Source organism: Cognataquiflexum aquatile (genome assembly GCF_003316845.1).
GTDB classification, from domain to species: domain Bacteria; phylum Bacteroidota; class Bacteroidia; order Cytophagales; family Cyclobacteriaceae; genus Cognataquiflexum; species Cognataquiflexum aquatile.
On the sequence record NZ_QMIK01000002.1, the window covers coordinates 321782 to 347649 of the forward strand.

At 43.2% G+C, this 25868-nt stretch carries 28 protein-coding genes; 9 read left to right on the top strand and 19 right to left on the bottom strand.

Annotated features, from left to right (window positions below):
• Positions 1-8: 8 nt before the first annotated feature.
• Positions 9-1316, bottom strand: a complete 1308-nt coding sequence (locus tag DQW11_RS07850; protein WP_113923715.1) for a Gfo/Idh/MocA family protein — start codon at positions 1314-1316, stop codon at positions 9-11.
• A 192-nt stretch (positions 1317-1508) separates the two neighbouring features.
• On the opposite strand from DQW11_RS07850, the gene rbsK reads away from it, so the two are divergent.
• The 4 genes from rbsK (at position 1509) to DQW11_RS07870 (ending at position 6243) form a co-directional block, all read left to right on the top strand.
• Entirely contained in the window at positions 1509-2417 is a 909-nt protein-coding gene (gene rbsK, locus DQW11_RS07855) for a ribokinase (RefSeq protein WP_113923502.1), read from the top strand.
• Positions 2418-2606: 189 nt separating this feature from the next.
• Entirely contained in the window at positions 2607-4190 is a 1584-nt protein-coding gene (locus DQW11_RS07860) for an ADP-ribosylglycohydrolase family protein (RefSeq protein WP_113923503.1), read from the top strand.
• Between the two features lie 17 nt (positions 4191-4207).
• The gene (locus DQW11_RS07865; protein WP_113923504.1) at positions 4208-5236 is read left to right on the top strand and encodes a nucleoside hydrolase; all 1029 of its coding nucleotides are present in this window, start codon (positions 4208-4210) and stop codon (positions 5234-5236) included.
• Positions 5237-5244: 8 nt separating this feature from the next.
• Positions 5245-6243, top strand: a complete 999-nt coding sequence (locus tag DQW11_RS07870; protein ID WP_113923505.1) for a GRP family sugar transporter — start codon at positions 5245-5247, stop codon at positions 6241-6243.
• On the opposite strand, the gene DQW11_RS07875 is transcribed toward DQW11_RS07870, so the two are convergent.
• Genes DQW11_RS07875 through DQW11_RS07885 form a run of 3 tightly spaced genes read right to left on the bottom strand, consistent with a single transcriptional unit; the run spans position 6240 to position 9979 of the window.
• Positions 6240-7277 (bottom strand): ABC transporter ATP-binding protein, encoded by a 1038-nt coding sequence (locus tag DQW11_RS07875; RefSeq protein WP_113923506.1) that lies wholly within the window; start codon positions 7275-7277, stop codon positions 6240-6242. The two genes, DQW11_RS07870 and DQW11_RS07875, sit on opposite strands and share 4 nt — an antisense overlap.
• Positions 7274-8932 carry an ABC transporter permease gene (locus DQW11_RS07880; protein ID WP_113923507.1) on the bottom strand — a complete coding sequence of 553 codons (1659 nt, stop codon included), beginning with the start codon at positions 8930-8932 and terminating at the stop codon, positions 7274-7276. The genes DQW11_RS07875 and DQW11_RS07880 overlap by 4 nt, the downstream gene beginning before the upstream one ends.
• A gap of 9 nt (positions 8933-8941) precedes the next feature.
• Positions 8942-9979 carry a Fe(3+) ABC transporter substrate-binding protein gene (locus DQW11_RS07885; protein ID WP_113923508.1) on the bottom strand — a complete coding sequence of 346 codons (1038 nt, stop codon included), beginning with the start codon at positions 9977-9979 and terminating at the stop codon, positions 8942-8944.
• A 135-nt stretch (positions 9980-10114) separates the two neighbouring features.
• Here DQW11_RS07885 and DQW11_RS07890 point away from each other — a divergent pair, with 135 nt between their 5' ends.
• Entirely contained in the window at positions 10115-11047 is a 933-nt protein-coding gene (locus tag DQW11_RS07890) for a hydrogen peroxide-inducible genes activator (protein WP_113923509.1), read from the top strand.
• A gap of 2 nt (positions 11048-11049) precedes the next feature.
• Here the strand turns inward: DQW11_RS07890 and DQW11_RS07895 are convergent, their stop codons facing one another.
• Both DQW11_RS07895 and DQW11_RS07900 read right to left on the bottom strand, forming a co-directional pair.
• Entirely contained in the window at positions 11050-11421 is a 372-nt protein-coding gene (locus tag DQW11_RS07895; RefSeq protein ID WP_113923510.1) for a helix-turn-helix domain-containing protein, read from the bottom strand.
• Positions 11418-11741, bottom strand: coding sequence for a type II toxin-antitoxin system HigB family toxin (locus tag DQW11_RS07900; protein ID WP_232826706.1), 324 nt, complete (start codon positions 11739-11741; stop codon positions 11418-11420). The genes DQW11_RS07895 and DQW11_RS07900 overlap by 4 nt, the downstream gene beginning before the upstream one ends.
• Positions 11742-11967: 226 nt before the next feature.
• On the opposite strand from DQW11_RS07900, the gene DQW11_RS07905 reads away from it, so the two are divergent.
• Positions 11968-12582 carry a thiamine pyrophosphokinase gene (locus tag DQW11_RS07905; RefSeq protein WP_113923512.1) on the top strand — a complete coding sequence of 205 codons (615 nt, stop codon included), beginning with the start codon at positions 11968-11970 and terminating at the stop codon, positions 12580-12582.
• On the opposite strand, the gene prmC is transcribed toward DQW11_RS07905, so the two are convergent.
• From prmC to DQW11_RS07925, 4 genes are all read right to left on the bottom strand, one after another.
• Entirely contained in the window at positions 12569-13411 is an 843-nt protein-coding gene (gene prmC / locus DQW11_RS07910; protein ID WP_113923513.1) for a peptide chain release factor N(5)-glutamine methyltransferase, read from the bottom strand. The two genes, DQW11_RS07905 and prmC, sit on opposite strands and share 14 nt — an antisense overlap.
• Positions 13408-13800 (bottom strand): magnesium citrate secondary transporter, encoded by a 393-nt coding sequence (locus DQW11_RS07915; protein ID WP_232826707.1) that lies wholly within the window; start codon positions 13798-13800, stop codon positions 13408-13410. The genes prmC and DQW11_RS07915 overlap by 4 nt, the downstream gene beginning before the upstream one ends.
• Positions 13773-14057, bottom strand: coding sequence for a hypothetical protein (locus DQW11_RS07920; protein WP_113923515.1), 285 nt, complete (start codon positions 14055-14057; stop codon positions 13773-13775). The genes DQW11_RS07915 and DQW11_RS07920 overlap by 28 nt, the downstream gene beginning before the upstream one ends.
• A 78-nt stretch (positions 14058-14135) precedes the next feature.
• On the bottom strand, positions 14136-15896 hold the full coding sequence (locus DQW11_RS07925) for a carbamoyltransferase family protein (protein ID WP_113923516.1): 1761 nt from the start codon (positions 15894-15896) through the stop codon (positions 14136-14138).
• 194 nt (positions 15897-16090) lie between these two features.
• Between DQW11_RS07925 and DQW11_RS07930 the strand changes: the two genes are divergently transcribed.
• Together DQW11_RS07930 and DQW11_RS07935 are read left to right on the top strand one after the other, a co-directional pair.
• Positions 16091-16336: a Kazal-type serine protease inhibitor family protein gene (locus DQW11_RS07930; RefSeq protein ID WP_113923517.1), complete on the top strand. Its 246-nt coding sequence runs from the start codon at positions 16091-16093 to the stop codon at positions 16334-16336.
• Positions 16337-16634: 298 nt separating this feature from the next.
• Positions 16635-16880 carry a Kazal-type serine protease inhibitor family protein gene (locus DQW11_RS07935; protein ID WP_113923518.1) on the top strand — a complete coding sequence of 82 codons (246 nt, stop codon included), beginning with the start codon at positions 16635-16637 and terminating at the stop codon, positions 16878-16880.
• A gap of 455 nt (positions 16881-17335) precedes the next feature.
• Here DQW11_RS07935 and DQW11_RS07940 read toward each other — a convergent pair whose 3' ends face one another.
• The 9 genes from DQW11_RS07940 to DQW11_RS07980 form a co-directional block, all read right to left on the bottom strand.
• On the bottom strand, positions 17336-18079 hold the full coding sequence (locus DQW11_RS07940) for a 1-(5-phosphoribosyl)-5-[(5-phosphoribosylamino)methylideneamino]imidazole-4-carboxamide isomerase (RefSeq protein WP_113923519.1): 744 nt from the start codon (positions 18077-18079) through the stop codon (positions 17336-17338).
• A gap of 170 nt (positions 18080-18249) precedes the next feature.
• Positions 18250-19284 (bottom strand): YCF48-related protein, encoded by a 1035-nt coding sequence (locus DQW11_RS07945; RefSeq protein ID WP_113923520.1) that lies wholly within the window; start codon positions 19282-19284, stop codon positions 18250-18252.
• A gap of 85 nt (positions 19285-19369) precedes the next feature.
• Positions 19370-19816, bottom strand: a complete 447-nt coding sequence (locus tag DQW11_RS07950; protein ID WP_113923521.1) for a DUF2214 family protein — start codon at positions 19814-19816, stop codon at positions 19370-19372.
• Between the two features lie 15 nt (positions 19817-19831).
• The gene (locus DQW11_RS07955; RefSeq protein WP_113923522.1) at positions 19832-20770 is read right to left on the bottom strand and encodes a sugar phosphate isomerase/epimerase family protein; all 939 of its coding nucleotides are present in this window, start codon (positions 20768-20770) and stop codon (positions 19832-19834) included.
• Between the two features lie 77 nt (positions 20771-20847).
• Positions 20848-21747: a DUF5777 family beta-barrel protein gene (locus DQW11_RS07960; RefSeq protein WP_113923523.1), complete on the bottom strand. Its 900-nt coding sequence runs from the start codon at positions 21745-21747 to the stop codon at positions 20848-20850.
• Entirely contained in the window at positions 21747-22298 is a 552-nt protein-coding gene (locus DQW11_RS07965) for a YceI family protein (protein WP_113923524.1), read from the bottom strand. Before DQW11_RS07965 ends, DQW11_RS07960 begins: the two co-directional genes overlap by 1 nt.
• 28 nt (positions 22299-22326) lie before the next feature.
• Complete coding sequence (locus DQW11_RS07970; protein WP_113923525.1) at positions 22327-22713, bottom strand: hypothetical protein; 387 nt, start codon at positions 22711-22713, stop codon at positions 22327-22329.
• Between the two features lie 4 nt (positions 22714-22717).
• Complete coding sequence (locus DQW11_RS07975; protein ID WP_198669868.1) at positions 22718-23425, bottom strand: c-type cytochrome; 708 nt, start codon at positions 23423-23425, stop codon at positions 22718-22720.
• A gap of 22 nt (positions 23426-23447) precedes the next feature.
• Positions 23448-23849 (bottom strand): OB-fold protein, encoded by a 402-nt coding sequence (locus tag DQW11_RS07980; protein WP_113923527.1) that lies wholly within the window; start codon positions 23847-23849, stop codon positions 23448-23450.
• A gap of 309 nt (positions 23850-24158) precedes the next feature.
• Here DQW11_RS07980 and DQW11_RS07985 point away from each other — a divergent pair, with 309 nt between their 5' ends.
• Positions 24159-25865 carry a GMC oxidoreductase gene (locus tag DQW11_RS07985; protein WP_113923528.1) on the top strand — a complete coding sequence of 569 codons (1707 nt, stop codon included), beginning with the start codon at positions 24159-24161 and terminating at the stop codon, positions 25863-25865.
• The last annotated feature ends 3 nt before the right edge of the window (positions 25866-25868 follow it).

A 25868-nucleotide genomic window follows, 5' to 3' on the forward strand; every position in this document is an offset into this window, starting at 1 on the left:
TGATGGGTTTAAAGTTTGTATCCGTTTTCGTAATCATAATGCATTTTGTCGTTGGCTTCAGGATCGTGTGGAAAAGTCTGACTTTTTGGATCCCAATCCAAAGGACGTCCCAATTCGGCAGCAATGTTGCCGATCGTGCAGACGACACAGGTGCTGTGGCCGACTTCCACAGGGACAATCGGATCTTTTCTCTTAATGACTGAATCTATGAAATCCCAATAATGCGGTGGATAACCTAGTTTGGGCAACTCTATTGTGGGCTTGAGACTTTTGTCAGAGGAATCAAAATTTCCTCTCGAAACCTTGATCCAACCTTCCTCGCCAATAAACTGAACAGCTTGCCTGTTTCCGTCAAAAGGCCCTACGACCATTTCTACTCCGTTGGCATAATGGTAAGTCAATGGTTTTCCGTCTTTGGCCGGAACGACTTTGACAGGACCGCTTCTGTCCATACCCAATCCCCATTGGGCAATGTCAAACATATGCGCGCCCCAATCGGTCATATACCCTCCGCCGGTTTCTTTGTAAGATCGCCACGCGCCCCAGAGCTTTTCATTTTGTTCCGGTTCGAGAGAAATGGGCGGATTGAGCTTTTCATTGTAGTGTAATGCCGGTAAAGGACCTAACCATGTTTTCCAGTCCAAACCTGCAGGTATTTCTTGTTTTTCAAGGTCATAGGGAACCGGATGTTCCGGTTGTCCGACATGGACGAGCACCTGTTTCACTTTTCCGATTCTTCCTTTCAATACCATACGGGCAGCATGTTGGAAGTTGACATCCGAACGCTGCTGACTGCCGACGGCGAGAATAGTACCATGGGACCTAACTGCTTTGACCAATTCCTGACCTTCCCGGATTGTAAGAGTAAGCGGTTTTTCGAGGTAAATATCTTTTCCTGCTTTGCAGGCATCTATCGCCATGAGGGCATGCCAATGGTCCGGTGAAGCAATCACCACAGCATCGATATCCTGTCGGGCAAGCAATTCCCTGTAATCGGTGTAGAGGTCTACTTTTGGAGCTGTTTTTTCTAACTCAGCGCTGATTTTGTTAACCCTGAGTCTGAACCTTTCTCTTTTGATTTCATAGACATCCGCACAGGCCATTATTTCCACTCCCGGAATCCGCATCATGCCATTCAGTATTCCCATAGACTGCCGCCCGACGCCAATAAATCCCAACCTGACCTGATGGATGTCGCCGGATTGGATTTGATTAGAGGCAATGCTGATTCCTGGCAAAAAAGAAAGGCCTGCAGCACTCAGAAGTGAGGTTCCTAAAAATTTCCTCCTGGAAATTTGGGGAAAATTTTTTTTCATTTTCATTTGGGTTTATTGTTAATAAATACCCCTTCAAGGTAAATTTGGATTATCTCAGGGTAAATTGCTATTTTTAGATAAGCACAATATAATATTACTTTAAATCGGGCTTTCATAAAAGTTTAAACTACTAAAATTCAGTCTTGGAATAGGTTAGTTTGATGAAAGCCATGTTTTCTTATTTGTAAGGTGATGGACAAAAAAAAACCCAAAATACTCGTCATCGGATCAGCCAATATGGACATGGTGATCCGAACCGATCATTTTCCTGTTCCCGGTGAAACTATAATGGGAGGAGAATTTTCATTGATTCCCGGTGGAAAAGGTGCCAATCAGGCAGTGGCTGCTGCCAGATTGGGAGGTGATGTCTGCTTCATTACCCAATTGGGAAAAGATCTTTTTGGAGACCAGAATCTAGAGAACTTCAAAAGAGAGGGAATAGATACCTCGCTCATTACACAAAATCCCGATCAACCTTCCGGTGTGGCATTGATTACTGTGGATAACTCAGGCGAAAACACCATTATCGTCGCTCCAGGCGCAAATCATACTCTTTCGGAAGCCGAAATTTCAAGTGCGTCCAAAGCTTTTCAGCAGGCGGATATCATTCTTGTCCAGCTTGAAGTCAAATTACCTGTTGTGGTGGAAGCCTGCCAAAAAGCCTATGGCTTAGGAAAAAGGGTAATCCTCAATCCCGCACCTGCCATGGATTTGCCGGAAAGTATATTTCCTCTTCTTCACCTCATTACTCCAAATGAAACCGAAGCCGAGTTTTTGACAGGAGTCAAGGTCATCGGGGAGGCTTCTGCCTATCAGGCAGCTTCTAGATTGAGAAACAAAGGAGTCCAAAGAATCATCATCACGATGGGAGGCGTCGGGGCTTTTTTGTTTACGGATACCTTTCAGGGAATCATTCCAACAACGAAAGTGGAGGTAAAAGATACAACTGCCGCCGGCGATACCTTTTGCGGGGCTTTGGCAGTGGCCTTGGGAAACGGGAAGAATATCCAAGAAGCAGTCTCCTTTGCCTTAAAAGCCGCCACGCTGTCCGTGCAGAGATTTGGTGCGCAGACGTCGATACCATATCTGAAAGAACTTTGAGAGAATATAGTACCAAGTACCAAGAATAGTCCTAGTTTATAATTTAAGCTGATCTTTTACCCTGAACGACTCTCTAACTTGAAAACCTGACAACGCGAAGCAGATAACCCGACAACCATTACAACAACTACAACCATTATACCCATTACAACCCCATAACCTGACAACCCTTCCAACCCCCCTAAGCATATGAAAAATAAATTGTGGATAACTTTTGCCCCTGTCCTTTTTGGATTGGTCTTTTTTTCTTGTCAAAAAGAAACTGTAACCGAAGTGGAAGCTCCTGCTACTTATGAAGAAGGCGCTGCTATTGCCATCAGTAAAGAAAAACTTCAGGATAAAATCAAAGGAGGATGGGCAGGTCAGGTGATCGGCTGCACCTACGGCGGACCGACAGAATTCCGCTTCAACGGCACCATGATTGGCGACGAGGTTCCCATTCCTTGGGATGAAAACCAGATGCTTTGGTGGTATGAAAATATTCCAGGCCTGTATGACGACGTCTACATGGACCTGACTTTTGTGGATATCTTCGAAAAACACGGTTTGGATGCTGCAGATTCTTTACACGCCTTTGCCTTTGCCAATGCTGAATACCAGCTTTGGCATGCCAATCAGGCTGCCCGCTACAATATCCTCAACGGCATGATGCCTCCGGCTTCCGGGTATTGGAAAAACAACCCACATTCCGATGACATCGATTTTCAGATAGAAGCAGATTTCGCCGGATTGATGGCGCCGGGAATGGTCAATGCTGCCGCAAACGTCGGTGACCGGATCGGTCATATCATGAATTATGGGGACGGTGTCTATGGCGGGATTTATGTAGCTGCGATGTATGCGCTTGCCTTTGTCCACGATGACATGGAATTTGTCGTGGAGGAAGCCCTGAAGACCATCCCTGCCGAAAGTGAGTTTCACCAATGTATCGCAGATGTGATCAAGTGGCATAAGCAATATCCTGATGATTGGAAACAGACTTGGTTTGAAGCCCAAAAGAAATGGACCAAAGAAAAAGGCTGTCCGGATGGGGTTTTCAAAGCTTTTAACATTGATGCCAAAATCAATGCCGCCTACATTGTCATCGGGCTTTTATATGGCGATGGTGATTATGGCAAAACCATTGACATCAGTACCCGCTGTGGGTATGATTCAGACTGTAACCCGGCCAATGCAGGAGGGATTTTGGGAACCATGATCGGATACAGCAATATTCCCGATTATTGGAAGCAGGGAATCGACAAAGTGGAAAACATGAATTTCAAGTATACGACCATGTCCCTCAACAAAGTCTATGAGGTCGGTATGGACCATGCGGTCCAAATGGTCAAAAGAAACGGAGGCGAAGAAACCGCCGACGGCATTACCATCAAATACCAAAAACCCGTTACCAAGCCTTTGGAGATTGGTTTTGAAGGAATTTATCCAACCAAAAGGGCTTCCATCTTCAAGCCTTTGGACAAACAAAATGGGAGTGTTGAATTTGCCACAGCAGGAAATGGATTTGTACTCACAGGAGAGGCTGTCAAAGATGCCTCGCTTCCTGACGCAGTCCTGGAGTTGGAGGTCTTTGTGGATAACGTGCTGATGGAAAAGGTCAAAATGTCCACAAGCTTCCAAAGCAGGAAGCATGAGATTTTTTGGAATTATGACCTGAAGGAAGGAGATCATGCTGTCAGACTTGTAGCCGTCAACATCCCAACCGGATACCGTGTCAATGTCAACGAGGCCATCCATTATTCATCAGTTGATCCGGGGAATAAAAACTATTAAAACCAAGTCCCAATCCTATGAAAAAGACCCATCCGATTTTTCTTTCTTTATTGGTTCTGCTCTTTTCCTGTACCGGAAAAGTAGAAAATACAACCGAAGAGGAATTGATACCTGTAGAAAACAAAGTGCGCCTTATTTATGACACGGATGCAAACAATGAGTTGGATGACCAGTTTGCCCTGATTTACCTGTTGCTCAACGGGGAGACTTTTGATCTTGAGGGCGTCACTGTCAATGCGACCAAAAGCGGCGGGGATATCAACGGACATTATGAAGAAGCAAAACGGATCATGCAACTTGGTCTCAGTTATGAAAAGATTCCTTTACTCAAAGGGGCCAATGGATCTTTTGCCGAGATCCAGGGTACCGTCGCAAACGGGAATTTTGATGGTCAGGAGGCCGTGGATTTCATCATCGAACAGGCAAATGCAGACAATCCGGAAGAACTCATTCTGCTTGCTGTTGGGAAGTTGACCAATGTCGCTTTGGCTTTGGAAAAAGACCCATCGATTGCTTCCAAAATGCGGGTGGTTTGGTTGGGATCCAATTATCCACAACCCGGAGAATACAATCAGGACAACGATACCGTGTCTATGAATTATGTGTTGAATACGCAGGTTCCCTTTGAAATGGTCACTGTCCGTTATGGCGAACCTTCAGGAACAGATGCCGTCAAGGTCACCCAAGCTGAAATCAACAGCCGAATGCCTGGTTTGGGACCACAGATAGAAACTCCGATTGTTGGCAGGCATGGCGGTGAGTTTCACAATTTTGGGGACTATGCCGTCAATTTGTTTGAGCATATCGATTACCATGGCGATCCACCTTCGCGTGCTTTGTTTGACATGGTAGCAGCGGCGATTTTGAAAAATCCTGTTTGGGGAGAAAAAAGAGAAGTTCCATGCCCGATCCTGATTGAAAACCAATGGGTAGAAAGGCCCGAAAATTCTAGGAAAATAGTCCTTTGGGAGAATTTTGACCGTGATGCCGTCATGGATGATTTTTACCAATCCTTTATCGATTACCAAATCGTCAATCCAAAATAATCCTTCCCATGTACATCATAGAATCTTATTCCCTAGCGGTTGTCTTTTGTATCATCACCATGTTTTGTTGGGGTTCTTGGGCCAATACCCAAAAATTGGCCGGTTCTTCATGGAGGTTTGAATTGTTTTATTGGGATTATGTCATCGGGATTGTTATCCTCTCTTTGGTTTTTGGCTATACCTTGGGAAGTAGCGGGGAGGCAGGAAGGGGATTTACGGAAGATTTGTTTCAGGCTAGCAGCAGGAGTTATTCGCTTGCCTTTATCGGCGGGGTGATATTCAATCTAGCCAACATCCTCATCGTGGCCGCAATTGCCTATGCCGGTATGTCGGTGGCATTTCCTGTCGGTATCGGACTCGCCTTGGTTTTGGGCGTAATTGTCAATTATGTTTCCAATCAGCAGGGAGATCCTGTCATGCTCTTTTCAGGGGTGGCTTTGGTGGTAGTAGCCATAGTATTGGATGCGATGGCCTACCGGAAGCTCGCCTCGACCAACCAAAAAAATCCAAAAGTAGGATTGGTTTTGGCTTTGGTAGGTGGATTTTTGATGTCTTTCTTTTACTTCTTTGTGGCACAATCCATGTCGCTTGACTTCTCCAATCCTGAAGGCGGGAAATTTACCCCTTATGGTGCAGTATTTGTCTTTTCGATCGGGATCCTGCTGAGCAATTTTGTGTTCAACACTTTCCTGATGAAAAAACCCATCGAAGGACCGCCACTGAAAGCACCGGATTATTTTGCCGGCAAGCTTCCCGTGCACCTTTTTGGAATCTTGGGTGGGATAATTTGGTGTGTGGGAATGTCTTTTAGCATCATCGCTGCAGAAAAAGCAGGTCCTGCCATTTCCTATGGTTTGGGTCAGGGGGCGACAATGGTCGCCGCTTTTTGGGGAGTATTTATTTGGAAGGAATTCAAAAAAGCACCCAAAGGTACGGGCAACCTGATTGCAGGAATGTTTTTGTTGTTTGTGATTGGGTTGGGGCTGATTGTCTATGCGGGAGTTTAAAAAGCTTCCTCTACATCATATTTCCACAAATAGAAAAAAGCCTGCTCCATTCCTTCAAAGCTTCTGCCGGGATTGGTCCGGATGATTACCTGCTTTCCTTCTTCATCTTCGAGTTTGACCATCTGATGACTTCCAAAATAAGATGACTTGACGATTTTTCCGCTCAGTTGCTGATTGGGTCTTTGGACCACTTCGGCATGCTCGGGCCTGAATAGGAGCCTGACGGGGTGCTTGTATTTTTTTGCTTCGGGATCGGTAATAAACCCAAATGAGGTATAGAATCCTTCCTCTGAGGGAGTGGCGATGATCTCATTTCTTTTACCAAAAAAATTGGCAACATAAGGATTTACCGGATTTTCATAGAGTTCCTTGGGGACATCGATCTGCTGCAGGTATCCTTTGTGCAGGATGGCAATGCGATCTGCCGTAGACAAGGCGTCTTTGGTATCGTGGGTAACAAAAATCGCCGTAATCCCTGTTTTTTTGATGATTTGTCGGATTTCTTCCCTCACCTGATCTTTGAGCAAAGCGTCTAAATTGCTGAAGGGCTCATCCATCAGGAGGATTTTGGGATTGGGTGCAATTGCCCTCGCCAAAGCAACCCGCTGCTGCTGACCGCCCGATAGTTGGTGCGGATATTTGGTTACGTCTTCTTTAAGTCCTACGAGGGCCAAAGTATTTTTGGCAATCTGAGTCGGATCGCCCATGGATTTTTTGATGCCAAATTTCACGTTATCCAAAATGGTCAGGTGTGGAAAAAGAGCATAATCCTGAAAAACCATCCCAACCTGCCTTTCATGGGCAGGGACAGATTTTTTGCCTTCAACAATCACCTGACCCGAGAGGGAGATGGAGCCGGAATCCGGATGTTCCAAGCCGGCAATGAGGCGCAAAAGGGTGGTTTTGCCCGAACCACTTTCTCCCACCAATGCCAAAATCTCACCTTCTTTGACATCAAAAGAAACATCATTCACTGCAAAATCTTTTGCCTGACTGTACTTTTTGCTGATTTTTTGGAGAGATAAAATTGTCATCCGGAGATTTTCGGTTTTTGCTCTTTTCCTCGATTCATGATCATCCTGTTGAGCAAAATGATAGGGATGATTCCAGTCAAAATGATAATCAGGGCGGCATTGGAAGATTCAGTGATCATTTCATTGGTGGCCATGTCAAAAGTTTTGGTGGCCAAGGTCTGATAGTTGAAAGGGCGCAAAATCAAAGTTAAAGGTAATTCTTTTAATACGTCCACAAATACAAGCAATACCCCCGAAACCAGACTTGTTTTGATCAGGGGAAGGTCGATTTTCCAAAGTGTCTTTGTACTTCGGACACCGAGCAACCTGCTTGCCTCGTTGACATGGATGCCGATTTTTTGAAATCCTGCCTCGACAGGATTGTAGCCTACCGCCATAAACCTCACGATATAGGCAAAAACCAGGGTGAAAAGCGTACCAGAAAATAGCAGACCTGCTGTGGAGGAAAACAAGGTTCCATAGATCCATATGTCAAGTGCAAGAAACGGAATCATCACCCCCACGGCAATCACCGCACCGGGAATGGCATAACCCAAAGTGGAAATTTTGGTAATGTTTTTTACCCATCTGTAAGGACTCAGTCTCAATGCATACAGCAAAACCACAGCAAGGAAGACAATGACCAAGCCACTGATGGCCGCCAATCCAAAACTCCGGTAGATCAGCATAAAGAAATCCGGATTCACCACTTTGTGATAGGTCATTCCGACCCATTGCAGAAGCTGGAAGAAGGGAAAGAGAAAGCTGATCAAGAAAATAATGCCACAGACGGCAGTGTAAAGTACTTTTTTGCCTGGACTTGGAATAAGCCTGACAGTCGGTTTGTGGAGGCCGTTGACTGAGGCAAATTGCCTGTTTCCCCTTTGGCGGGATTCCAGGTAGAGGATCAGAAATACAAAAACCATCAATATAGCCGCGAGATATATCGCTGTTGGTGCATCTCCCATGGAAAACCATGCCCGGAAAATCCCTGTTGTAAAGGTATTGACGCCAAAGTATTTGACTGTACCGTAATCATTTAGGACTTCCATGGATGCCAAAGCAATGCCTGCCACAATCGCCGGTCTCGCCATAGGCAATGCGACTTTGAAGAATGTCTTCAACCTATTTGCTCCCAAGAGAAATGAGGCCTCCTGCATGGTTTTGGATTGCTGCAAAAAGGAAGCCCGCGAAATCAAAAATACATAAGGATACAAAGTAATGGAAAGGATGAAAACTGCCCCGGGAAGATTCATCAGGTCTATCACACTTCCCTGGAAATTGATACCAAAAGTATTTCTCAAAAATACCTGCACGGGCCCAGTGTAATCCAAAATTCCCACATAAGTGTAAGCCATGATATAGCCCGGAAAACCCAAAGGCAGGATCAACAGCCACTCAAAGTATTTTCTTCCGGGAAATTCATAATTGGAAACCAACCAAGCCGTACTGACTCCAATCAAAAAAGTAAAGAATGCTACCCCTAAGAGTAAAGAAACAGTGTTTTGAAAATAACCAAAAAGGAGGTTGTTGGCGATATGCCGCCAACTCCCTCCCGGGTTATCAAAGAGTTTGATAAAGATGGTAAACAAAGGTGTGGTTACTAGAAGCAATATCAGCAACGAGTAACCGGTCCACTTATTCCACCAATAATAATTGCGTTTGAGGATATCCAATACTTCAGATTATTTCCAACCTACTTTGTCAAATATGACGACTGCATCGCTGTTATTGTCACCCAAAACAGAAAGATTCACCTCATCTGCTTTGAAAGTTCCCCATTGTTTTAGCAAGTCAGAGAATTCGACATTTGGGTTGACAGGATACTCAAAATTGATATTGGCCAACATTCCCTGCGCTTCTGCAGCAGAAAGAAATTCGATCAACTTGATGGCATTGTCTTTATTGGGTGCATGTTTTGTTACGCCTGCACCGGAGATATTGATATGCGTGCCACGGTCATTTTGGTTGGGGAAGAAAATGGCGATTTTCTCTGCTGCTTTTCTCTCCTCTTCATTTTCGTCATTGAGCATGATGCCGATGTAGTAGGTATTGACAATGGCCACATCACCCTCACCTGCCGCAACAGCCTTCACCTGATCTCTGTCACTTCCTTTTGGTTCCCGTGCCATGTTGGCTAAAAGCCCTGCTGCCCATTGTTCAGCACCTTCTCTTCCATGCTGCGCTATCACAGAGGCCATCAAGGATTGGTTGTAGATATTTTCTGAAGATCGGGTCAATATTCTTCCTTTCCACTGTGGTTCTGTCAGGGCCTCATACGTGCTCAACTCCTCAGGTTTTACCCTTTCGGTGCTGTAAGCAAATATTCTCGCCCTGTAAGTCAGTCCAAACCAAAACCCTTCAGGGTCTCTGAATTTTGCAGGAATGTTTGAATTCAATGTTTCAGAACTGACAGATTGAAACAATCCTTTGCTTTCAGCCCTGTGAAGTCGGCCTGCATCTACGGTGATTAATACGTCCGCAGGGGAGTTTGCACCTTCTAATTCCAATTTTTGGATAAGCTCATCGGCTGAGGCGGAGACCACGTTTACTTTGATGCCGGTCTGCTCTGTAAACTTGTCAAAAAGCTGCTGATCTGCTTCGTAATGTCTGTGGGTGTAGACATTGACCACTTCTTCTTTTTGTTCTGTAGTACCACCACAGGAGAATAAAATTGCCCCAAAAGAGGCTATTAAAGTCGATTTGATGATGTTTTTTAACATGATTTTTTAAATTAATGCGCCAAAAATAATCATTATTTAAATCAAATCTAAATAAAAAGAAAAAGAATTTTATCTTTGTGCTGAACAAGAAATTCATTTTTTAGCTTCAATAAATACCTCAATATCACAGCGCTTATGACGATCCAACAACTTGAATATATCATCGCAGTGGACAAGCACAGGCATTTTGGACATGCTGCAGAGTCCTGCTTTGTGACCCAACCGACGCTGAGTGCTCAAGTAAGCAAATTGGAAAAGGAATTAGAGGTGATCTTGTTTGACCGATCCAAAATGCCGGTGATTCCCACCGAAATCGGAACCCGGATCATCGAACAGGCAAAGCGTGTGGTATCAGAGAGTAAAGGAATATTTGAGCTTGTTTCCCAACTCAAAGGCGACATCAGTGGGGTAATCAAATTGGGGATAATTCCCACTTTGGCCCCTTACCTTTTACACAGATTTATCAGGTCATTTCTCGAAAAATATCCCCATGTAAAGCTTCAGGTAGAAGAAACGATAACGGAAGAAATCATCAGAAAATTGAAAAATGATGAACTCGATCTCGGGATTGTGGCCACTCCTTTGGATGAAAGCGGGATTGTTGAAAAGCCGATGTTTTATGAAAAGTTTTTTGCCTATCTGTCAAAGGGCCATCCTTTGCTGTCCAAAGAAAAACTATTGATCAAGGACCTCGAAACCGATGACATGTGGATGCTGCAGCAGGGCCATTGTTTCAGGGATCAGGTGCTGAACCTATGCAGTCAGACCAAATTTGAGAGGATGAATTTCCATTATGAAAGTGGTTCCCTCGAGGGGCTGAAAAATATGGTCAACCAATACACAGGAATCACGCTACTGCCTGAATTGGCCACCGCTTCCCTAAACGACGAGGAAAAATCCCGGCTGAGGTCTTTCAGTGACGAGACTCCGGTCAGGGAAGTGAGCATTGTGCTGACTCGAAGTTTTCTGAAAAAGAAATTGGTAGAATTGCTATACCATGAAATCTCTGCTGCTATCCCCCAAGAAATGACTTCCAAAGCCCATGGAAAAGTAGTGAGGTTTAAATAGAATTAGGCTGGCGTGACTTCTTCTTCGCCAACCAAAATCTGTACCGGTAGACCTAAAAATTTGCTTAGTTTTCTAATCATTTCCACATTCAATGATCTCTTTCCTTGGAGGATTTTTGATACGTTTCCTTTATCTCCGAGAATTGGTATGAGGTCTTTGTTTTTTAATCCCAAATCTTCCAACCTGATTTTTATTGCGGTAATTGGATCTACTTTTGGAATAGTGAAATTTTCGGTTTCATAAAGTTTGACCAAAGCCAAAAGAAGTTCAAGCTCGTCTCCTTCGGGTGTTCCTTTTTGGGAATCGAATAAAAAGTCAATCCTTTCCAAATAGGTTTGGTATTGGTCTTCGTTTGCTATGAGGGTTAATTTCATTTTTTTGGTGCTTGGATGTTCAGGACATCGATTTTATCATATTCTTTGTGTGGTCCAAACCATTTAATTTGAATGGATTTGTACACGAAACTGAACCTAACAATCAGACGATAATTATTACCATTTACATTGAAAACCATCCTGTTATCTCCAACTTGATCTGCCGATGGATAGGATTTCTTCACTTGATTGAAATTTTCCCAATCAGCACTTTCTGCGGTTTCATACCATGTGATCAACCAATCTTTCGCTTTTGGATATTTTTGAATATAGGACAAAAGAGTTCCTTTGGTGATCACGTTCATAAACGAAGCTAACATAAACAAAGGTTGTCAATATGACAACTTTTCAAATCGAAATCTTTAAACTCATATGAGAATTTTTATGTGAAGCGCTTTTTGATCTGAAGATCGTCTTCAAAGCCCATGGAAAAGTAATCCGGTTTAAATGATTGGTTTTGTTGACAAATATTAATGGACAATAATTTTGTAATTTTAAAATCTTCCAATCTTTCAATCCTCCAACCTTCCAATCTTCCAATCCCTTATGTCCTCCCACCATTTTGTGAAAGAACAACAAGAACCGGCTTTGCTGATTTTGAATACTTCCGGAATCAGTTTTGAGCAGGTTGCTCCTTTGTTGGAATGGGTTCCCACGCTTTTGGTAGCACAGGAGGCGGTTCCTGTTGTAATCTCTTGGGGTATCAAGATAGACTTGATTTTGGCAGAAATGGAATTTCAAAAAAGCCATTATCACTTGCTCGAAGAGCAGTATCCAGTAAAGTTTTTGGGGGTTCAGGAAGGGAATTTCCTTGACGAGGGGCTTCAGTACCTGATTGCTTCCAAACATGGTGCGGTCAATATCGTTGGGTTTGACCATTTGAAGGTATTTGACCTTGAACCGATGTTGGAGTTTTTGGATATCGTGGTTTGGGATGGTCCGATCCGCTATTTTCCAATCAAAAATGGACAGTTCAAAAAATGGTTCCCTGACATTTCCATACAGCTCCACGCTCCCGAAGGGTCAGTATTGGAAGTGCAAACCAATGAGGGAAATGAAATCGTTCAGGTCAAACATGCTACTTTTATCGAAGTAGAAGAAGGGACGACCATCATCAAAGGAAAAGGGATTTTTTGGATCGGAGAATTTATGAATGCCTGATACCCCTGATCATTCTTTCCTTTCCATTTAGGTCTTCAAAAATTTTGACCTTCCCAAATCCCAGATTTTCCATCAGTTCTTTCGTCTCCTTTCCAAAAGCCTCATTGATTTCAAAATAGAGCTTTCCTCCCTTTTTGAGGGCTTTTTTCGCTTTTTGGCTGATTACTCTATAGAAAAGCAAAGGATCATCGTCATAGACAAACAAAGCCAAGTGGGGTTCGTGTGACAAAACATTGGTATGCATCAGTTCCTTTTCTGAATACCGGACATAGGGAGGATTGCTGACGATGATGTCCAGGTCTTCAAAGGGAAGTTCTTCCTGGAGAATATCCAAGCGACTGAATTTAACTTTGGAATGGAGAAGAAAAGCATTTCGGGAAGCGATTTTCAAGGCTTCCTCACTGATGTCAAGCCCAAATACAGCAGGATTATTTAATTCAAGATCCAAGGTAATCGGGATACATCCCGATCCGGTTCCGATATCCATGATTCTTAATTCCGGCTTTGGATTTTCTTTGAGTATCAGGTGGACAAGTTCCTCTGTCTCATTTCTCGGAATCAACACCGCAGGAGAAACTTCAAATTCCCTCCCGTAAAATGGAGCTTTGCCAAGAATATACTGAATAGGCATTCCCACCATCAGGTTTTTCATGGCAAGGCTCAATCCGGATGGCAATGACTCTAGATTTTCATTCTTTAAGATATCCATTCTTTTCTTGCCCAGATAGGCTTCAAAAAGCCAATGAACGAGGCTCTCGGCTTCCTGTTTGGAATAGAGCTCTTGGAGTTTGTGGGAATAATCCTGAAAAAGCGCCTGTAATGTTGTCATAACTTCTCGTGGCTTACATTTATAAAACTAAAAAAAATCAGGGCACCTATACCATAGCATACCACATCCAAGATATCAGACGTATAATTTTCTGACCATTTAGGAAGGGCAAATTCAAACAAAAATGAGAAATAAAGTAAACCTACCACCACTTGGAATTTTGTAAATATAATGTCGTTTTTCATGGGGTGAATCCATCTGAATATCTGAAGCGTGATCCCAAGAACTACAGGCATGGCCATCAGGTCATCGAGGTAGGCATGGACAAAGGGAATGAAAAAGCCAAGTGATTTTTCGAGATACTGGTTGATCCAAAAAATGACACAAGGAATGAAAAAGAAAGGGTTTTTGAATACAGTTGTCATCCAGGCATCATGGCTATCAGCCAAACAATAAAAGTGATGATGGCCATGTAAATTGTATAAAAAAAGTTTCCTACGATTTTGGCATTTTTGACTAATGCCCCATCTGATTCTTTGATGAAAAAGATCCATTTCTCATCGCTAGCTTTCTTGTCTTTTTCACGGTTAATGTGATAATCCAAGTCTCTTCCTCCGAGTGGCTTGCCACAGGATCCGCAGGCTTCATTCATATTTCCTGACCAAGATGACCAATTCCCACAATGGGGACATTTTTTCTCTCCCATAGGTCAAAAATAAAAAAACTAATCCCAAAGAGCGCTACTTCTTTGGGGTTAGTTGAGAATAGAGGCATTATTCAGTTGCTACTTGTAGGCAAGACTATATTCTGTTTTGGAAAGGATGATTTCGTAAGGAACCGTTTTTTTCCTCAATACAAAATTGCCGATCACCAACGCATCAAGTCCTGTGGAATAAAAACACCTGATGGCATCTTTTGGCGATTCCACTACCGGTTCACCTTGGATATTGAAGCTTGTATTCAGGACTACAGGGACGCCGGTTTTCTCCCCGAGTTTTTTGATGACATCATAATACCTTGGGTGAAGCTCTCTTCTGACGGTTTGCAATCGGGCACTGCCATCGACGTGGGTGACGGATGGAATGAAACTCTGTTTGTCTTTGAGGACATTACAAACTTTGAGCATAAAAGGTGCTTCAACATCCAGGTCAAAAAACATGTCCTTCGCTTCCACGATCGCCGAAGGAGCAAAAGGTCTGTAAGCTTCTCTGAATTTGATTTCAGAATTGATTTTGGCTTTCATGTCTGGAAATGCCGGATTGGCAAGGATACTTCTGCTTCCCAATGCACGTGGACCGATTTCCATAGGACCCTGAAACCAGCCTATGATTTTTCCGCTTTCGAGCAAGTTTGCCGCCACCTCACAGATATCATCATGTTCGGTAAAGTTCAGCTTGCAGCCTCTAAGGATTTTCTCAATGTCATCATTGGAATAGCTTGTTCCGACATAAGGGTTGAGGTGAACAAAATTCCTTGGGTTTTTAAGGATGCCATTGTAGAGGTAATAGGCAGCACCTATGGCCGTTCCATTATCTCCTGCTGCCGGCATGACATAGACATCTTTGAATTTGGATTCCCTGACGATTCTGCCGTTCATGACGCTGTTCAAAGAAACACCTCCGGAGATTACCAAGTATTTGGCATTTGTTTTTTGGTGGAGGATGTCACAAATTTCGAGAACCTTGTCCTCCAAAACCCTTTGAAAGGCGGCAGCCACATCCATATGGTGCTTCTTAAACTCCTCTCCGGGTTTTCTAGGAGTTCCAAATACCTCTGAAAATTTGGGAGATAAATGGGAAAATTTCAGCGGGTTATATTGCATGTTTTGGAAGTTGAAATAGCTCAAATCCAATTTTACCCTGCCCTCATTGTCAATCGAAACAATCTTTTCAACCTCTTTTTTGAAGACTTCTGGATCACCCATAGGTGCGAGTCCCATGGTTTTGCCTTCATCATAATTTGTCTTGAAACCACAAAACTGTGTCACAGCCTCATAAAATGACCCCAATGAATGCGGAAAGAAACTCTCTCCAAAAGCTTCTACTTTGTTGCCCTCGCCTTTGCCCAGCCAGGTAGTGGCCCACTCTCCCGATCCGTCAATACCCAAAAGTGCGGCTGATTCATAAGGAGAAACAAAGAAAGAACCCGGAGCATGGCTGAAATGATGGGGAATGAAATGGACCCGAGGTCCCATGTTTTTAGAACCAAAGATGCCTGCATACCACTTCCAAAATCCTTTTTGTCTTCGGTAGGTATGCACAAATTCATGACTGATAAAATGCCGGATTGTCCTGAGATGGGTAGCCCCATAAAGTAACTTTTTGCCTAGGTTATGGCTAGGTTTGATCGACACAGCAATGTGGTCAATGTCTTTGTACTTAAGTTTGGCGATTTCCAAACAGCGGGCAATCGCCAGCTCAGGAAAAAGTTTGGTGTGTTTGTCTCTGTTGAGCCGCTCCTCTTCTATAGCGGCTACAAGCTTTCCATCTACCACTATGCACGCGGTAGAATCGTGGAAAAAATAATTCAGTCCTAGAATAACCATAAAGAATCTGTTTCGGTATATTGGGTGATATACGGTGATTGCGAGATATTTGGGTTTGGAAATTAGAAATAAAAATCAAATAAAATCTAATTTTAATCCTAAAATTTTCCAGAAAAAAACCAAAGATAGTTTTCTAATTATGTGTCGCGTTTTCATGAGTAGGAACGTCATGTAAATATTCCAATCAACATACTATGAAAAAGAATTTTCCTTTAATCATCACATTTTCAGCCATCATGCTTTTCTCGTTTCAATGTGAGGAAGAGAATCCTGCAGAGAGAATCGTAGAGGGGTGTATTGATCCATCCAAGATAAAAACCGATGCTGCCTGTATTCTTTTATATGATCCGGTATGTGGCTGCGATAAAAAAACGTATGGCAATAGTTGCGAAGCGAACAATGCCGGAGTTCTCACCTTTACTCAAGGTGCCTGCAACTGAAGTTCCTTTTTTTTTCCTTCCGGGTTCTTGACGGCCAACACAATAAGTTAAGGTACACCGGAAGGTTTTTTTGCTTAGTTTCTCAGATTTCGCTGACTTTCGCAAAGGGAAATTTACAGATTCAGAGTATTCAATAATTTTTCTGCGTCAATCTTCGCAATCTGCGGTTACATTTATATTCAAAACATAGGTTTGAATTGCTTCCTTTTGAAATTCGAAAGCATTTTTGTAAAAATTCATATGGCTTGTAGCATTTGCTTGCATAGAAACGTCATAAGATTATTCCAATCAATTTGTTATGAAAAATATATTTCAATTAATCCTCACATTTTCAGTCTTATTCCTATTCTCTTTTCAGTGCGAGGATCAAAATCCGGTAGACGAAGTATTGACAGATTGTATCGACCCGGATTTAATCCGAAAAGATATGGCTTGCCTCACGATCTATGACCCGGTTTGTGGCTGCGATGGAAAGACTTACGGAAATTCCTGTCATGCAGGAATAAGCGGTGTAAAATCATTTTCTAAGGGCGAGTGTAAATGATTTTTTCCTTCCGGGTCCTTTACTTCGTATGCAAATGAAAAAGTTCTCCGGAAGGTTTTTTTGTTTTTTCCCGATGATACAGCAAATATTCTAAGAAGGGAAGGAACGACCTATGATTTTGGATTATTTTGGGAAATATATCATCGCAATTCGCGACGCCTGTAGCCCATGGCAGTGTCTTCACTGCCATTATGAAAACCTTTCTCGAATAAACAAGTCAATAAGGACCCTGACTTAGGCGAAGTATGTTCTCCCACAGATATCGCTGACCTTCGCAGAAGAGAAGGAAAAAGCATTTGATTTTTCGACCTTCGCCCATGGCAGTGTCTTCATTGCCATTCAAAATCGAAAAACATTTATTGATGGAAAGTCAGTGAGGACACTGATTTTGGCAGCTCAAAATAAAAAAAAGCCAACATTAAGTTGGCTTGGAAAATGATTTTCTAATGGTTTACCTATTTATTCTCAGAAATGAAAATATCCAGGTCTTTGAGGGTAATCAGGCCTTCATAAAATGCCCTTCCAAAAACAACCGCTGTCACACCCAAATCTTTTAATCTTTTGAAGTCATCAATATTTCTCACTCCGCCACTAGCTGCAAGGTGGATTTTTGGATATTTCTCCACAATTTTTTCATAAAGTGCAAAATTTGGTCCCTCCAAAACTCCGTCCCTTGTCACATCAGATACTTTGAGGTACTTCAGGCCACGTTCATAGAAATACTCGATATGGTCAAAAAGGTCAATCTCAGTTTTCTTCAACCATCCTCTTGTTTTGATTTTCATATGTTCAGGATTGGTATCGGCTGCCAAAATGATTTTTTCCCTGCCATATGTTACCATCCACTGGGCAAATCTTTCCGGGTAAGATGCGGCCACGGATGCCGCTGTAATGGTTTTTGCGCCATATTCAAAGCACTTCAACAAATCTCCATCTGTAGAAATCCCACCCGTAAAATCTACAATCAGGTTGGTATAGCCTGCAATGGCCTCCAGGATATGGTAGTTTTTTGGTTCTCCCCTGCGCGCACCATCCAGGTCCACCAGGTGCAGCCACTTGATACCATGATCTTCAAAGGCTTGGGCAATCTCCAATGGGTTATTGGAAATCACTTCCTCTGTAGCAAAATCCCCTCTTTTGAGGCGGACGCATTTGCCATTGATGATCCAAATTGATGGGATGATATCAAAATCAGTCATAGCTTCAATAGGTTGGAGTTGGGAAATTGATAAAATTCCTGCAAGGCAAAGTTAAAAACCTAAGTCTTCATCAGGATTTTAAAGATAATACAAGATAGCAGAATTTGACAACAGGCCCCCTAAAGTTTGCCTATTTTTCGACTAAAGAGCATAATTGGATCAGAAGTCTGTTAATAAATGAGCCTTGCAATGACACCATTTGCACCGGAAGCCCAAATCGAGGTCGTGGTATGGTCCACTTTCACAGCATGGAATCCATCCTCTGAAAACCTTTCCCAATCATCTCCCCTGTTGGTGGAAAAATCCGACCCATTTGGTCCGACTGTAATCAGCCAACCGAATCTGGAGAAAAATTCAACCCCTGACCTGTAGCCACTGGGCCGGTTTCCCGGAGTAAGTTTCCATGTTTTTCCTTTATCTATTGAAACAATGCTGTTGTTTGTACTTGAATCTGCTTGGGTAAAATCCCCTCCCACAGCTACAATGCCATCCACGTCAATTCTCACCATCGAAAAAATCCCTTGTGAATCCTCCTCCTGCAAAATAGGTGTACTGTACTTTTCCCAATGAAATCCATTGTCAGCCGAATGGTATATTTTGCTGTCCTTACCTGCACTTGCAAACCAGATATTGTCTTCGTCTGCCAAAATCCCCGAGCCGCTCGCGGCAAAAGATCCGCCGCCGACAGGACCATCGGGACTCAATTCCATTTCAAGCCATGTTTCCCCAAGATCTTTGGTTTCCAAAACCATCCACTTTTCATTTACGACATCCCCAATGGCATATCCTGTATTTTTATAAAATGCCATGCCGTCAAGAAATGCTTCTTTGGGTCCCTGATACTTCTTTACCCAGGTTTTGCCCCCATCGATAGTTTTGTAAATCACTGCAGGCTGACCTGAGGCCATGGCTACGGCAGTATTGGCATCAATACCCTCAATGTCCCTAAAATCCGCCGAATCCAGCCCGTCAATAATTCCCGTTTCCCATGTTTTACCACCGTCAAGGGTTCTCAGCCATGTTCCTCCCGAACCACTTGCCCAAACAATCTGCTCTGTAATCGGAGACAGACCGCGCAAAGATGCTTTTGTCGGGGTTTCCATCTTTTTCCAGCCTATAGGTTTCTCGGGAATGACCGCTTTTTTGGATTTGCTACAGCTACCAAGCACTATCAGGAGCATAAAAAGGGAAGCGTACTTTTTCATAGTTGTGGATATATATTGGCCAAAAAGGCCAAAATTGAAAATTTTCATAGATAATTGGTACAACAGAATTTCTCTGCTTTTGATTTCATTCTGTTATTCCAATTCCTTTTGCCATCAAGCCGGCGAGAATAGGAATGACAAATAAAAGCAACAACTCCAAGCGCACCATCCAAAAAATGATATTCGGTACCTTTATGTTTTCCTCTTGGTCACCATTTTTGTTTTTGATAAAGAAAACCGTCGGGTAGATCGAGAGGATTCCGATGACGATAAACAAGGTAAGCTTGGTATGAAAAAGCGGATTACTGCTGTAAAATTCAGTTGGTTTGCCATAAGCTCCGAGCCAAAGCGTCAGTCCCACAGCCAACAAAACCAAAACCGCCAAGCCATAAACCCCGTCAATTTTTGCAAGCCTTCCGACTTCGGAGCGGGAGAGTGATTTTTTCAGCAATAAATGCTCAGAAACAAGAGCGCCCACTATCGTGAAAATACTGATAAAATGGACGTAACGTAGGAGGATTTCAATCGTCATAAATGGAAATATATTTTAGCTTAAGGCTTTTCTTAATTCCCCAAACAACTCGGGGACTTTGGTCATGGCATTATATGGCACATTTGGATCGGGATCGGGAAGGGTCTCGATGGGAACATATCCCCGAAAATTTGAATCCCTAATGATGGCCACCAATTTGTTCATGTCAATCTTGCCTCCTTTTCGGTCTCCAAGCAATTCCTTCACTTGCCAATTGACCGCATAAGGAATCACACGTGCGATATCTGCATAAGGGTCAGGAGTCAGAAAAAACCCGGTGTCCACGATTGTGCCTAACCAATCCGAGTTGACCATCTCCAGGACTTTGATGACTTCATCAGCGCTTTTGAGCATGTCGCCATGGTTTTGGACGCCAACCATCACGCCAAACTGCTTGCCATGTTCGGCACATTCGGCCAAAGCCTCCGCCATCCAAACGGCCGTTTCGTCCCAGGTTTGATCCTTGGGTTGCACACCGGCAAAAACCCTTAACACAGGCGCTCCCATCTCTGCGGCAACCTCAATCCAATCTTTGGCCAAGGCAACATCCGCATTCCTCTTGGCTTTATCCGCAGTCGCAAAATCATTGCGGATCCCTGTTCCGCTGATTCCAAGACCGAGTTGGAAAGCCCTTTGCTTGAATTCGTTGATAAACTTCCGCTCCGGTCTTGCGGGATATCCGGGAAAAAAATATCCTGTGGGATCGACAGCATCAAAATCCAGACGGGCACATTCTTCCAGCATATCAAACAGACTCATCCCACCGGCCTCGCCTTTTTGGAATTTGTAGAGTTGCACATAGTAGGACCAGGCATTCAGTCCGACCTTGATTTTGGATGAGGTAACTGCGTTTATTTTTGGTTTTGGGGCACCAAGTACCTCGTGCATCGGCAATACACCCAATCCTAAACCCAGAGGGAGAGCAGATTTGAGAAAATTGCGACGGTCGGTCATAGGGAATGGTCGGATGATTCTTTTAAAGACAAAACTTAAATTACAAAAAATATCCGTCAAACCCTTTTTCCCATCAATTACTTTTCAGCAGAAAATCCTTTTGGTTTTTTGATGGTAAAAACCCTTGAAATTGTAAATCCTGGTCTAATATCGCCTTTAAAGAAATTACCGGTAGTTTCTGAAATAAAACTTCTTTCTGTCATTCCATCCGAATTGGTAATATTGATTTGAAAAACATGTCCTCCGGTCTCAATATCCAATCCGAATGCAATGGAGTTTGTAGTATCGGGTAGCCGATGATTGGGTAATTGATAATAATATTCAGCATTAAAACTCATGCGGTGGCTGAGCTTGATCCTACCACCAAATCCAATAGAAAACACATCATTGGGATCATTTGCACCTCTGACCAAATTGTAATGGATCATTGTCGGCATGACCTGTAGAGAAAGTCCCTCACTGAATTTTCTTCCGAGGAGCAACTGCCCGGAATAAAATAAATTTGAAGTCTGGTAATTGTCAATTCCCGGGTTTTCAAACTTTAAGGACTTATACATGATTGATCCAACCGCGCTCAAGGTAACAGGACTTCCATTGGTGGCCTGCCTGAGGATTTTATATTTGGTAAACCCGTCAAACTGTTTTTGAAAGGTACTTCGCCCGATTCCTATCATCCATCTTTTTGTCAGACCATAATCCAAACCCAGCCTCATGGTAGCTTGGTCTAGACCAAATAATTCATAAGCACCGCTATTGAGGTAGCCGAACCTATGTGAAATTCTGAAGTCAAGTACGCCAGGGGCTACATTTTCAACCGAATGGCCTTGGATGATCCTCGTGGTCTTGAAAGTTGCAATGGTGAAGTCAGGCTTTTTATCGTCTTTCATTTCTTCCTCAAGCAAACTCATTAAATCCTCCTGTGCCAACGAAGGCAGACAGGTGAAAAAAATCAATATAAGAATTTTTAAAGTTTTCATCAGGATTTGGGTTTATATGCGCAATTCACCTTTATAGAAATCTCTTTTGCAATTTTGTCTGCTACCAAGGATGGGATTTCTATTTCAAAATCTTCAAGTTGGATATCAAAAGACGAGAGAACTGAAATCCCCTCTTTTTTGACAGTAAGGGTACCCATTGCTGTAACAGCCTTTTTTACACCGTGGATAGTGAGGTCTCCTTCGACCGATACCGGATAGTTTCCCTCTTTTTTAAAATCAACTTTAGAGAGGTCTTTGATCTTTCCCTGAAATGTTGATTTGGGGATCTTCCCAGATTCCATATAATTCTCATTGAAATGCTCCTCCATCAGCGCTTTTTCAAAGTGGAATCCCTTGACCAAAATAGCAAAGACAATTTCTCCGGTATCAGCATTGATCATACTCGTGACTTCATTGTTGATTCCTTCTATATTTTCTATAGGGGTTTCAGAATAAAATGATACCTGGCCGGTCCTTGTTATATATATTCCTTGGGCCATTATGCCAAAGCTGATCAAACTGAAAGCAAGAAGACAAATTACCTTTTTCATATGTTAATCCTTTTTGTTGTTAATTATATCAGTTGTTTAGTTTTCCGGAATTGATCCAATTTTGCAATTTGTCAATCTCACATTGGCTCATCTTTCCAGTATTTTTTGGCATGGGTGAAAATCCTGCCAAATGATTGATGCTTCCCATTAGACTTCCATTGTTCACGTATTTCAAAACCTCGGTATGTGTGTCTAGCTTGATACCTGCAGATGGCGAAGATCCTCCATGGCAATTGTTACATTTTCTGTTTAAAATTGGTAGTACATCTGCTGAAAATAAGGGATTTGCCGCAGGGGTACAGTTGTTCAGTTCGGGATACAGAATCTCTTCCTTGTCGTAATAGCAGCCCAAAAGAACAAACAGCATGGACAGAATTAAGCCATTTGCCATTAAAGTTGGAATTTTGCTTTTCATAGGATCAGTTGTTTGGAGCTCCGGCACTCACCCAATTTTTGACTTGAGAAATCTCACAATCCGAAAGTTTTCCTCCCTGTGGCATCGCCACAAAACCTTGCGCATGAGTGATGCTTCCCACCAATTTCCCGTTGGCAGCTTGGGCCTTGACAGCTTTGTGGGTAGATAAATCAATATTTCCGCCCAAAGAGCCCGGTTTGTGGCATCCCACACAGTTGGTAGCCATAATGGGCTGGATAATGGCAGCATAGGTGAAAATGGCGGGATCGCAGGAACAGTTACAGTCTGTGGTGTTTTTGGCGCCTTGGTTGATCCATAGTTTGATTGCTTCCTTTTGGGAATTGGAAAGAGGCCCATCCGGAGGCATCTGATCGCTGCCGGTCGCAAATAATACCTTATAAAGTTTGCTGTTATTGGCGTTTCCGGGTGAAATGCCCTTCTTCAGAATATTGGTGTAGCTATCTAAGGCATAGCCATCCTTTTTAGTCTTGGTATCATGACAGCCGCTGCGTGCACATGAAGAAAGAAAAATGGGCAGAATACTGCTTTCAAAGCAAACTGTTCCATCGTCCAAACAACCATCAGGTTTCGGATTTCCCTCATTGACATCGATCGGATTTAGAAATGGCTCATGGACACATGATCCCAAAAGTATCAAAACCGTCAAGGCTGACAGTATGATCCAATTTCCGGTTTTTTGTAATTTTTCCATCCCTTTTGATTTAATCGTCATCTTATTTGATTATCAGGGCCCTGTTTACAATCACATCAGACAGGTACCCTACGCAGATTCCTTTTATCGATACAATCATTCCAATTTCGATGTCTTTGGGTTCCTCGTCCATGGTACAGTTCACCCCAAAAATGGGATTATCCGTGGCCAAAATGACCACAGTTTTTCCTTCCTGATTGGTAATAATTTCGGCGACTTCCCCCCTGACCAAAATGGTCTTGTCGAGAAATTCAGTATTTGAGCCCTCTTCATTAGTCTCAAATCGACTAAACAAATCAGAAGCAGCCACCTCTATGGCAGTTTCCTCCTTCACTGAACGATGAGGTTTGTTTACCAAGCTATACCCCAAAACAGAAACAATGACAAGGAATAAAATACCGCCTATGACCAAATACTTTTTCATATTCTTTAACTTAATGGTTGACCTAGTTCTAAGAAAAATAAAGAAGAGCCTTACGGATCTTGGATGGTAAGAAATAGGGGAGATCTTGTTTTCTTATTAGTCGAAAGCGATCCGGGTATTGTAATCGCCTGACTTGAAATATTTTTTTCTACTTGGAAAAAGATATTCAAGGATGGCAATACCTGCAATTTGATTTATTCTGCCAATCCAAAATTTTACAAAAAAGCCTTCCAAGTAAAATCCTGACTGCTGACTCCCGCTTTTCCTTATAAATACCTATATTTTACCCTTCAAAATAAACCTATTGTAATGGCCAACTTTAATATCGATGCAAAAAAGGAGATGACCTACGATACGATTGTCATCGGTTCGGGAATCAGCGGGGGATGGGCTGCCAAGGAACTCTGCGAAAAGGGACTGAAGACCCTTGTCCTGGAGCGTGGCAGGATCGTCGAGCATGTCGTGGATTATCCTACCATGACCTTGGATCCTTGGGATACCGAGCTCCGGGGAGGACTCACTCCCGAGCAAAGGGACATCCACCCCAAGGGCAACAGGTCCGGATTTATCGGCGAGATGAACCATCATTTCCACGCCAACGACCTCGAAAACCCCTATACCGAAGTCAAACCATTTCTTTGGATCCGTGCCCATCAGATGGGCGGAAGGTCCCTGCTTTGGGGAAAACAGACCTACCGTTGGTCTGATCTGGACTTCGAAGCCAATATGAAAGATGGTCATGGGGTAGATTGGCCGATCCGATACAAAGACATCGCTCCTTGGTATACCTATGTAGAAAAATTTGCCGGTATCAGTGGGGAAGCACTTGGCTTGCCACAGTTGCCGGACAGTCATTTTCTGCCTCCGATGGAGCTCAACTGTGTGGAAAAACACGTCAGAGAAAGAATAGAAAAAGAATTTTCAGGAAGAAATATGATCATCGGAAGGGTGGCCCACCTGACCGAACCGCTTAACGGACGTGGCAAATGCCAATTCCGAAACCGCTGTGACCGGGGCTGTCCTTATGGTGCTTACTTCAGCAGCAATGCGGTGACTTTACCTGCCGCAAATGCCACCGGAAACCTGACCATCAGGCCGTTTTCCATTGTACAGGAACTGATCTATGACAAGGAAAAAGGAAGGGCCACCGGTGTCAGGATCATCGATTCGGAAACAAGTGAAGTCATCGAGTACAATGCCAAAATCATTTTCTGCAATGCCTCCACGCTGAGTAGCACACAGATCTTGTTGAACTCTGTTTCTGAGCGGTTTCCTAACGGACTCGGCAATGACAGCGGGGAATTGGGACACAACCTTATGGACCATACTTACCGGGTCGGTGCAATGGGTACAGTAGAAGGATTTGACGACCAATACTACAAAGGCCGCCGTCCAAATGGCATCTATATCCCACGCTATGTCAACCTTGACGACAAAACCAAATCCGACAAATTTGTCAGGGGCTTTGGATTCCAAGGTGGCGGCGGAAGAGGCAATTGGGGTGCAGGAGCCAATGTCGAGGACTTTGGCGCAGACTTCAAAGACCGCATGATGAAGCCCGGACCTTGGGAATTCTTCATCACTGGTTTTGCAGAATGTCTTCCTTACCATGAAAACAAAGTGTACCTCAACAAAGACGTCCTCGACAAATGGGGTCAGCCGACCTTGTCGATAGATGCAGAATGGGGTGCAAATGAACTTGCTATCAATGCCCAAATGAGGATAGATGCCAAGGAAATGCTTGACCGTGCAGGTTTGACAAATGTCACCGACTTTGACAACAAACATGAAATGGGATACGGCATCCATGAGATGGGTACCGCACGCATGGGACGCGATCCAAAGACTTCGGTCCTCAATGGAAATAACCAAGTACATGATTGCAAAAACGTGTTTGTGACCGATGGCGCCTGCATGACTTCTTCCTCTTGCGTCAATCCATCACTTACTTATATGGCACTCACTGCCCGGGCAGCAAACTTTGCCGTCGACGAACTCAAAAAAAATAACCTCTAATGC